Annotated in this window: 9 protein-coding genes; 4 read left to right on the top strand and 5 right to left on the bottom strand. The window is 69.9% G+C overall.

Translation table 11 applies throughout. From position 1 onward, the window contains the following. The first annotated feature begins 83 nt into the window (after positions 1–83). Positions 84–1,115, top strand: a complete 1,032-nt coding sequence (locus ASD11_RS15770; protein WP_056289758.1) for an alanine racemase — start codon at positions 84–86, stop codon at positions 1,113–1,115. 30 nt (positions 1,116–1,145) lie between these two features. On the opposite strand, the gene ASD11_RS15765 is transcribed toward ASD11_RS15770, so the two are convergent. Then, entirely contained in the window at positions 1,146–3,368 is a 2,223-nt protein-coding gene (locus ASD11_RS15765; protein WP_056289755.1) for a transglycosylase domain-containing protein, read from the bottom strand. A gap of 232 nt (positions 3,369–3,600) precedes the next feature. Here ASD11_RS15765 and ASD11_RS15760 point away from each other — a divergent pair, with 232 nt between their 5' ends. Then, positions 3,601–4,236, top strand: a complete 636-nt coding sequence (locus tag ASD11_RS15760; protein ID WP_056289753.1) for a PadR family transcriptional regulator — start codon at positions 3,601–3,603, stop codon at positions 4,234–4,236. A gap of 23 nt (positions 4,237–4,259) precedes the next feature. Beyond that, entirely contained in the window at positions 4,260–5,351 is a 1,092-nt protein-coding gene (locus ASD11_RS15755) for an inositol-3-phosphate synthase (RefSeq protein WP_056289751.1), read from the top strand. A 129-nt stretch (positions 5,352–5,480) separates the two neighbouring features. Here the strand turns inward: ASD11_RS15755 and ASD11_RS15750 are convergent, their stop codons facing one another. Further along, complete coding sequence (locus ASD11_RS15750; protein WP_056289748.1) at positions 5,481–6,518, bottom strand: cation diffusion facilitator family transporter; 1,038 nt, start codon at positions 6,516–6,518, stop codon at positions 5,481–5,483. Further along, a complete protein-coding gene (locus tag ASD11_RS15745) occupies positions 6,515–6,865 on the bottom strand; it encodes an ArsR/SmtB family transcription factor (RefSeq protein ID WP_056289744.1) in 351 nt (116 codons plus the stop codon). The genes ASD11_RS15750 and ASD11_RS15745 overlap by 4 nt, the downstream gene beginning before the upstream one ends. Before the next feature lie 53 nt (positions 6,866–6,918). Between ASD11_RS15745 and ASD11_RS15740 the strand changes: the two genes are divergently transcribed. Then, positions 6,919–7,476 carry a DUF6226 family protein gene (locus ASD11_RS15740; RefSeq protein ID WP_056289743.1) on the top strand — a complete coding sequence of 186 codons (558 nt, stop codon included), beginning with the start codon at positions 6,919–6,921 and terminating at the stop codon, positions 7,474–7,476. A gap of 6 nt (positions 7,477–7,482) precedes the next feature. Here ASD11_RS15740 and ASD11_RS15735 read toward each other — a convergent pair whose 3' ends face one another. Beyond that, positions 7,483–7,881: a DoxX family protein gene (locus ASD11_RS15735; RefSeq protein ID WP_056289740.1), complete on the bottom strand. Its 399-nt coding sequence runs from the start codon at positions 7,879–7,881 to the stop codon at positions 7,483–7,485. Positions 7,882–8,021: 140 nt separating this feature from the next. Next, positions 8,022–8,642, bottom strand: a complete 621-nt coding sequence (locus tag ASD11_RS15730; RefSeq protein ID WP_056289736.1) for a LysE family translocator — start codon at positions 8,640–8,642, stop codon at positions 8,022–8,024. Positions 8,643–8,662: the final 20 nt, after the last annotated feature.

Genomic DNA, 8,662 nt, shown 5'->3' with positions numbered 1-8,662 from the left:
ATGAGCGAGCGCCAGCGAGCGAGTCATGAGGCACTCATGCCGTCGCTCTCGTACTCTTCGCACTGTCCTACGGGAGGGGCGGCATGACATTTGATCTTCACGTCGACGGGGAGCGCTGGAGGCGCCACCTCGATGCCGTCGCGGCTTCCACCCCGGGGCTCGTCCCGGTGGTCAAGGGCAACGGCTACGGTCTGGGCCGCGACGTCCTGGCCGCCGAGGCCACCCGCCTCGGGCTCGGGAGCATCTCGGTCGGGACCTACGCCGAGGTGCCGCAGGCCCTCGCCGACTTCGGCGGCGACGTGCTCGTCCTCTCGCCGTACCGCTCCTTCCTGCCCGACGTCGTGCTCGACGACCGCGTCATCCACACCCTCGGCCGCGTCGAGGACGTGACTGCGCTGGCCGCCACCGCACCGGGGGCGCGCGTCGTCCTCGAGGGCGAGACGTCCATGGCCCGGCACGGCTTCGACCGGCACGAGCTGGCGGCCGCCGTGGCCGAGCTCGGCGACCTCGTCCTCGAGGGCTTCGCCATCCATCTGCCCATGGCGGGCGCCAACCTCGAGGAGGCGGAGGGCTGGGCCGCCGCGCTGGAGACCTCACGCGTCGACACCTCGGTCCTCTACGTGTCCCACCTCGTGCCGAGCGAGCTCTCCATGCTGCGTGAGCGTCGCCCCAACCTCGAGGTCCGCCCGCGCATCGGCACGTCGCTCTGGCTCGGCGACCTCGGTGCGCTCGACGTGCGTGCCGTGGTGCTCGACGTCCACGGGATCTCCCGCGGCGAGCGCATCGGCTACCGCCAACGTCCCGTCCCCCGCGAAGGACACCTGCTCGTGGTGGCCGGCGGCACGAGCCACGGCCTCGGCCTGGAGGCCCCGCGCGCCCAGACCGGCGTGATGCAGCGCGGCAAGACCCTCGCCAAGGGCGGGCTGGAGGCGGCGGGGCTGTCGCTCAGCCCGTTCCGCGTGGCCGGCCGTCAGCGCTGGTTCGCCGAGCCGCCGCACATGCAGGCCAGCATGGTGCTGCTCCCCGCCTCGGTCCCGCCGCCCGCCGTCGGCGACACGGTCGGCGTCGCGGTGCGCTTCACCACCACGACGTTCGACCGGATCGTCATCGACTGACGACGATCCGGTCGAGACCTGGCTCCCCGGCTAGTCCCTGCAGGGGTTGGGCGGGAGAGCACCGTTGTTGTCGACGCAGGGCGTGGCCGTCGTCGTCGGCTCCGGGCTCGGCTGGACCGTGGGCTCGGTGGGCTGCGGCGTCGTGCGCGTGGGCGTCGGCGTGGGCCGGACCGTGGCCGAGGGCTTCGGCTTGGGCTTGCTGGTCTTGCGCGGAGCCGGGACCACCGTGGTGCCCTTGTCGGCCTTGATGTTGGCTGCCCGCGGGAAGGTGCCGCAGTCAGCGCCGGTGAAGCCGCCGTCGACGAGCGCCGCGTCCATGTAGGCCTTGAAGGTGAGCGCGGGGTAGGTGCCACCGAAGAACGGGTTGAGGTAGCCCTCGAGGTCCTCGTTGCCGACACCGCGGTTGTACATGACGGCCGTGGCGAGCTTGGGCGTGGCGCCCAGGAACCACGACGACGAGACGTGCTGGTCGTCGTCGTCGCCGGCCGTGGCCGTGCCGGTCTTGCCGGCGGTGGGGCAGATCGTGCGGCCGCTCATGCCGGTGCCCGCCGCGGTGACGCGCTGCAGCGCGAACAACGTGTCGGCGGCGACGTCCTCGGGGATGGCCTGCTCCGTCTTGACCTTGTGCCGGTAGATCTCCTCGCCGGAGCGGTTCTTCACCGAGCGGATGACGAACCAGTCGGCCCGCTTCCCCTCGGCCGCGATGGTGGCGTAGGCGTTGGCCATGTCGATGGGCGGCACGGGCGCGTAGCCGAGCGGCGTGACCGCGAAGGGCTCGATCTTGTCCGTCACGGACTTGGGGATTCCGGCCTGGTTGGCCGCCTCGAGGACCTTCTTGGCCCCCACCGAGATGTCGGCGTCCTTGCCACCGCTCATCTGCTGGACGAGGTCGATGAACGCGGTGTTGATCGACTTCTGCGTGGCGAACTCGAGCGGCACCGTCCCGAACGACTCGCCGCCGGAGTCGCCCTGGTTCTCGATGACGCTGCTGCCGATGCGGAACGGCGAGCTGCCGTTGAGCTTGGTCTTGAGGCTGTAGCCGTCCTCGAGACCGGCGATCACGGCGAAGGCCTTGAACGTGGAGCCGGGCTGGGTGGGCAGCGTGGCCCAGTTGTTCTGGCTCTTCAGGTAGTCGGGTCCGCCGTACAGGGCTCGCACGGCACCGGTGCCGGGCTGGACGGACACGAGTGCGGTGTGCAGCTCGTCGAGGCCTCCGGGACGGACCTGCTTGACCGCGTCGACGGCGTCCTTCTGCATGTCCTTGTCGAAGGTCGTGACGATGCGCAGTCCGCCGCCGTCGACCTCGGCGTCGTCGAAGCCTGCCTGCGACCTCATCTGTCGCTTGACGAGCGAGAGGAGGTAGCCCTTGGTGCCACCGAAGCGGTCGATGCTCTTGAGCTTGTCGAACTTCGGCAGACGGCCCGCGAACTTGTCGTGCTGCTCCTGCGTGATGGCACCGTCCTTGAGCATGCCGTCGAGCACGTAGTTGTACCGCGGCACCATGCGCTGGAGGCCGCCCTCGGAGTACGGGTCGTAGTAGGACGGGTTGTTGATGATGGTGGCGAGCGCGGCGGCCTGCGGGAAGTTGAGCTCCGAGGCGGACTTGCCGAAGTAGGTCCGCGCGGCCACCTGCACGCCGTAGGCGCGGTTCCCGAAGTAGATGGTGTTGAGGTAGCCCTCCAGGATCTCCTTCTTGGAGAGCTGGTTGTGGATCTTGACCGAGAGCACGGCCTCGCGGATCTTGCGCTTGTAGGAGCGCTCCTGGGTCAGGTAGAGGACCTTGACGTACTGCTGCGTGATGGTGGAGCCGCCCGACGTCACCTGACCGCTGGTCGTGTTCTCCTTCACCGCGCGCAGGATTCCCTTGAGGTCGAGCCCCTTGTTCTCGTAGAAGCTCCGGTCCTCGGCCGCGATGACGGCCGACTGCATGACGGCCGGGACCTGGTCGAGGCTGACGCTCTCGCGGTCCTGGAGCGCGAACGAGCCGATGGGCGTCTTGCCGTCGGAGTAGAAGACCTTGGTCGTCTGCGTCTCGAAGTCGGCGTTGGCGTCCGGGATCTCGATGAAGCGGTAGAGCAGGAAGAACGTGAGAGCGCCACCGACGATGCCGAGCGTGCCGAGAGCGAGGGCCCACCGCAGCACCTTGCTCCACCACGGACCGGTTCCGGTGACGCGGCGAAGCAGTCCTGGGCGGTCGGACGTGGTGCGGCTGCTGCTCTTGCGGTTGCCGCGTCCCGTGCGCTCTGGGCTCAACGTGGGCCTTTCCTCAGGACGGTGATCGTCGGTGACGATCTCCGTTTCGTGACGTGCAGAAGGGGTCAGGACAGGCCCGGAACCCCGCACCAGTGTGCCTGGTCCGCCTGAGAAAACGGAATGCCGCTACTCGGCCCACCGGTCGCGGGGGTGACATCCTGTCGCGCGGCGATGTATCGTCCCGATATACCCACGCGTCACAACGACCGTGGACGACCCGAGAGCGAGCCGCATGACCGCGTCGCGTGAGCGCCGCATCACACCGCGTGGTGCCGCCCTGGAGCTGGCCGTGCTCGGCCTCCTCCACGACGCGCCCATGCACGGCTACGAGCTGCGCAAGCAGCTCATCGCACTGCTCGGCTGGGGGCGCGTGCTGTCCTACGGCACGCTCTACCCCTGCCTCAAGGCCCTCGTGAAGGGCGGCCACATCGCCGCCGACGAGGACCCCGACGCGCTCGTGCGCGGTCGGCGCAACCGGATCGTCTACCACCTCACCGCCGAGGGCAAGGACTACTTCGCCCAGGTCATGGAGGAGTCGGGACCGGCAGCATGGGACGACGAGAGCTTCGGCGTACGGTTCGCGTTCTTCGCGCGGACCTCGTCGCCGAATCGTGTCCGCATCCTCGAGGGACGGCGCAGCCGTCTGGAGGAGCGACTCGAGAACGTCCGCCAGGCCACGTTGCGTGGCCGCGAGCGGGTGGACGCCTACACGCAGGAGCTGCAGCGGCACGGGTTGGAGTCGGTCGAGCGCGAAGTGCGCTGGCTGAGCGACCTGATCGACCGCGAACGCAACGGCGGACCGGCGTCCGACCAGAAGGACCAGGCACCACCCGAAACACCCCCCGGCCAGGCAGCGGCCGGGGAATGAACACCATCACCGGAGGAGAATCCATGGGTTCGGTTCGCGTAGCGATCGTCGGCGTGGGCAACTGCGCCACGTCACTGATCCAGGGCGTCGAGTACTACAAGGATGCAGATCCGTCGGGCACCGTCCCGGGTCTCATGCACGTCCAGTTCGGCGACTACCACGTCAAGGACATCGAGTTCGTCGCAGCGTTCGACGTCGACGCCAAGAAGGTCGGCTTCGACCTGGCCGAGGCGACGCAGGCCAGCGAGAACAACACCATCAAGATCATCGACGTGCCGCCGCTCGGCATCACGGTGCAGAAGGGCAACACGCTCGACGGTCTCGGCAAGTACTACCGCGAGACCATCGAGGAGTCCGACGCCCCGTCGGTCGACGTCGTCCAGGTCCTCAAGGACTCCCAGGCCGACGTCCTCGTGTCCTACCTCCCGGTGGGCTCGGAGAACGCCGACAAGTTCTACGCGCAGTGCGCCATCGACGCGGGCGTGGCCTTCGTCAACGCCCTGCCCGTCTTCATCGCCTCCGACCCCGTGTGGGCCAAGAAGTTCGAGGACGCCGGCGTCCCGATCATCGGCGACGACATCAAGAGCCAGGTCGGTGCCACCATCACGCACCGCGTCATGGCCAAGCTGTTCGAGGACCGCGGCGTCTCGCTCGACCGCACCTACCAGCTCAACGTCGGTGGCAACATGGACTTCAAGAACATGCTCGAGCGTGAGCGCCTGGAGTCCAAGAAGGTCAGCAAGACGCAGGCCGTCACGTCCAACCTGACGGGCTCGCTCGCCGGCAAGGTCAACGACAAGAACGTCCACATCGGTCCGTCGGACTACGTGGCCTGGCTCGACGACCGCAAGTGGGCCTACGTCCGCCTCGAGGGTCGCGCGTTCGGCGACGTCCCCCTCAACCTCGAGTACAAGCTCGAGGTCTGGGACTCGCCCAACTCGGCCGGCATCATCATCGACGCCATCCGCGCGGCGAAGATCGCCAAGGACCGCGGCGTCGGCGGTGCGCTCCTGAGCGCCTCGTCGTACCTCATGAAGTCGCCCCCGGAGCAGCGTCCCGACGACCTCGGTCGCGCCAAGCTCGAGGCGTACATCCGAGGCGAGGAGGAGCGCTGAGTCGCTTCCCTCTCCAGCACCACCACGAAGGCCGGTCCCGCCAGGGGCCGGCCTTCGGCCGTTCCCGAGCAGGCGACGAACCTGTCACCCATCACGACCCCGGGGAGGTGACGGACGCATCCGAAGGGGTCAGGCGTGGACGCCGGCCGGGCTGACGTGGACCGAGGCCTGGCCGAGTCGCGGGAGCGCCGCCACGAGCGAGGCCTCGGCCGCGTGGGCGATGGCGTGGGCGTCGAGCGCCGAGAGCTCGCGCGGGACGACGAGGTCGGCGTCGAGGGACAGCGCGTGACCGATCCAGCGCACCCGGACCTCTCGGACGTCGACCACGCCCTCCACCGCCGCGAGCGTCGAGCGGGCCGAGGCCACCACGACCGGGTCCACGCCGTCGAGCAGGCGCATCCCCACCTGGACGGCGGCCGACCTCAGCACGCCGAGGATGGCCACCGTGATGACGAGACCGATGACGGGGTCGGCGGCCTGCCACCCGAGCCCGACCCCGGCGGCACCGAGGACCACGGCGAGGCTCGTGAAGCCGTCGGTCCGGGCATGCAGCCCGTCGGCCACGAGCGCGGCGGACCCGATGCGGTGCCCCACGCGCATCCGGTAGCGGGCCACCACCTCGTTGCCGACGAACCCGACGACGCCGGCCGCCGCCACGGCCCACAGGTGCTCGACGTCGCGCGGATCGAGCAGGCGCCGGACCGCCTCCACGCCCGCGAGCACCGCGGACAACGTGATCATGGCGACGACGAAGAGACCGGCCAGGTCCTCCGCGCGGCCGTACCCGTAGGTGAAGCGGTCGCTCGGTGCGCGGCGAGCGAGCCAGAACGCGATGAGCAGCGGCACGGCGGTCAGGGCGTCGGCGACGTTGTGGAGGGTGTCGCCGAGCAGAGCGACCGAGCCTGTGGCCACCACGACGAACGCCTGGAGCGCAGCCGTCAGGGCGAGCAGGCCGAGGCTGGTCCAGAGCGCTCGGCGTCCCTCGGCGTTGGCCTCCAGCTCGTCGTCGACCTGGTCGGCCGAGTCGTGCGAGTGGGCGCCCAGCAGGTGACTCGCCCCGTGCCGCAGACGACTCCAGACCGTCCCGGACCCGGGACGGCCGTGGTCGTGCTGATGTCCCCGGTGGTCATGGTCATGGTGGTGGTGGTCGTGCCCGTGCCCGGTCATGAGTCGACTCCGCGGTGGTGTGCCGGGACCTCGTGCAGGAGGTGCTCCACGTGCCGGACGGTGTCGATGACGAGCTGACGGACATGACCGTTCTCGACGCGGTAGAGCACCTGGTTGCCTTGGCGGCGGGTCGTCACGAGACCGGCCAGGCGCATCTTGGCCAGGTGCTGCGAGACGGCAGGCACCGGTCGGCCGAGCCGTTCGGCCAGGTCCGACACGGACGCTTCGTCGTCGAGGACGAGTCCCGCGATCTGCAGACGTGTCGGATCGGCCAGGATGCGCAGGACCTCGACGGCGAGACGGACGACGTCGTCCCCCCAGTCGTCTCTTTGCGTACTTGCGTGCATACGCAAACTATAGGCGCTTGGCCGATGCTCGGCTCTCCCGAGAGGATGACGGCATGGACGATCGATGGGGCGAGGACGGGCCGCCCGACGAGGCCTACTCGCGAGTGACCCGCGACGTCGCGGAGGTGACGGCCGGGCTGGGACGGTGGGCCGAGGCACTGCCCGCACGACTCGTCGAGACTTACGACGCCGTGACTCGCGAGCCGACTGACGAGGAACGGGCGCTGGTCACGCGTTCGGGCGTCCGCCCCGACGTCCGCGTCGTGGAGCCGTCCGACCCAGCGGCGTCGCGTGTCGTCATCGCCACGTCGCAGAGCGAGGAGTGGGGGTGGAGCGTCACGCTCGGCCTGGGTCGCCTCGTCGTCGAGACCGTCCCGACCTGCCTGTGCGACGCGTGCGACGAGGAGTCGGAGGATCTCGTCGAGATGCTCGAGGAGCAGTACCTCGACGCTGCCACCCAGGGGTTCGTCGAGTTCCGGAAGCGTCAACGACGGACCAGTGGGTGGATGGAGCACGGCTTCCGTTGGGCCGACGGTGGCAGCTCGTCAGCCCCCCGGCCCGGCCCTGCCTTCGAGCAGTCGTGGGCGGCGTGGCCGGTGCGCCGTCCTTGAACGAGGTCAGTCGTCGGCAGAGCGGCGGAACCAGCCGCCGCCGAACAGGGCGGCGAGCACGAGCAGCGGCTGGAAGAAGAGCCGGATGAACCGGGCCCGGTCGGTGGTGAGCCCGAACGCGTCGGTGTGCTCGACGTACTGCGCGATGTTCCCCGGGAAGATCGCGACGTAGAAGAGGGCCAGCAGGAGGCCGACCGTCCGGCGTCGGGACGGAAGAGCCACGAACGCTGCCCCGAGCCCGATCTCGACCACGCCCGAGGCGACGACGGTGAAGTCCTCGCCGAGCGGGAACCAGTCCGGGACCTGCGCCTGGAACTCCTCGCGCGCGACGGTGAGGTGGAGCACGCCGGCGCCGACCATCGCCGCGCCCAGTGCCAGTCGGACGCCCGTCCTCGCGATGCTCATGGCCCGACCCTACGACGGGCGCGCTCGCCTCGCCGGGCGGTGACCTGGCGTCCGTTCCGAGCCCGCATCAGCGTTCAGACGGACGCCATCCCACCGCCACCCACCGATCGAGCGCTGGCATCTCTGCCTCTGGGCTGGAGTTAGGCCTCGACGGCGAGGGCGGTGGCGAACCCGAGCATGACGACGCCGGTGGCTCCGTCGATGCCGCGCCGGAACGACGGCCGGGTGAGTCGGGCGGCGGCGATGCTCGAGAGCTCGACGACGGTCACCAGCACGATCGATCCCACGACGACGAGCGTGAGGGCGTAGAGCAGCAGCGCCGGGAGGCCCTGGCCGTCGCCGACGAACTGCGGAAGCACGGCCAGGTTGAACGCGAGCACCTTGGGGTTGGTGATGTTGCAGACGAAGCCCTGGCGGAAGGCGGTCCTCCCGGAGACCCGCGCCCCGGGCTTCCCCAGGGTCCACACGCTCCCGTCACGACGAAGGGCGTCACGCAGCGCCGTGACCCCGAGCCAGGTCAGGTACGCGACGCCGGCCCAGCGGATGGTGAGGAAGACCGGCTCGGCCGCGGCGAGCAGCGCGCCGAGGCCCGTGGCCGCGAGGACGCCCTGCGCCGCCCCGGCAGCCGTGATGCCGGCCGCCGTGAAGAGACCCCGACGTCGGCCGCCCACGACGGAGGCCCGCAGCGTGAGAAAGGTGTCAGGCCCGGGCGCCACGGCGAGCAGCGTCGCGAACAGCATGAAGGAGATGTACGTGCTCACGCCCGCAGCCTAGTGGCGTC

It is taken from the genome of Aeromicrobium sp. Root495 (genome assembly GCF_001426755.1).
Taxonomy (GTDB): domain Bacteria; phylum Actinomycetota; class Actinomycetes; order Propionibacteriales; family Nocardioidaceae; genus Aeromicrobium.
This window is presented reverse-complemented; position numbering and strand designations above follow the sequence as displayed.

Excerpts from the sequence above, each read along its gene's own strand:
- ASD11_RS15770 (WP_056289758.1), top strand. The coding sequence starts at position 84 with ATGACATTTGATCTTCACGTCGACGGGGAGCGCTGGAGGCGCCACCTC.
- ASD11_RS15760 (WP_056289753.1), top strand. The coding sequence starts at position 3,601 with ATGACCGCGTCGCGTGAGCGCCGCATCACACCGCGTGGTGCCGCCCTG.
- ASD11_RS15755 (WP_056289751.1), top strand. The coding sequence starts at position 4,260 with ATGGGTTCGGTTCGCGTAGCGATCGTCGGCGTGGGCAACTGCGCCACG.
- ASD11_RS15750 (WP_056289748.1), bottom strand. The coding sequence starts at position 6,518 with ATGACCGGGCACGGGCACGACCACCACCACCATGACCATGACCACCGG.
- ASD11_RS15745 (WP_056289744.1), bottom strand. The coding sequence starts at position 6,865 with ATGCACGCAAGTACGCAAAGAGACGACTGGGGGGACGACGTCGTCCGT.
- ASD11_RS15740 (WP_056289743.1), top strand. The coding sequence starts at position 6,919 with ATGGACGATCGATGGGGCGAGGACGGGCCGCCCGACGAGGCCTACTCG.
- ASD11_RS15735 (WP_056289740.1), bottom strand. The coding sequence starts at position 7,881 with ATGAGCATCGCGAGGACGGGCGTCCGACTGGCACTGGGCGCGGCGATG.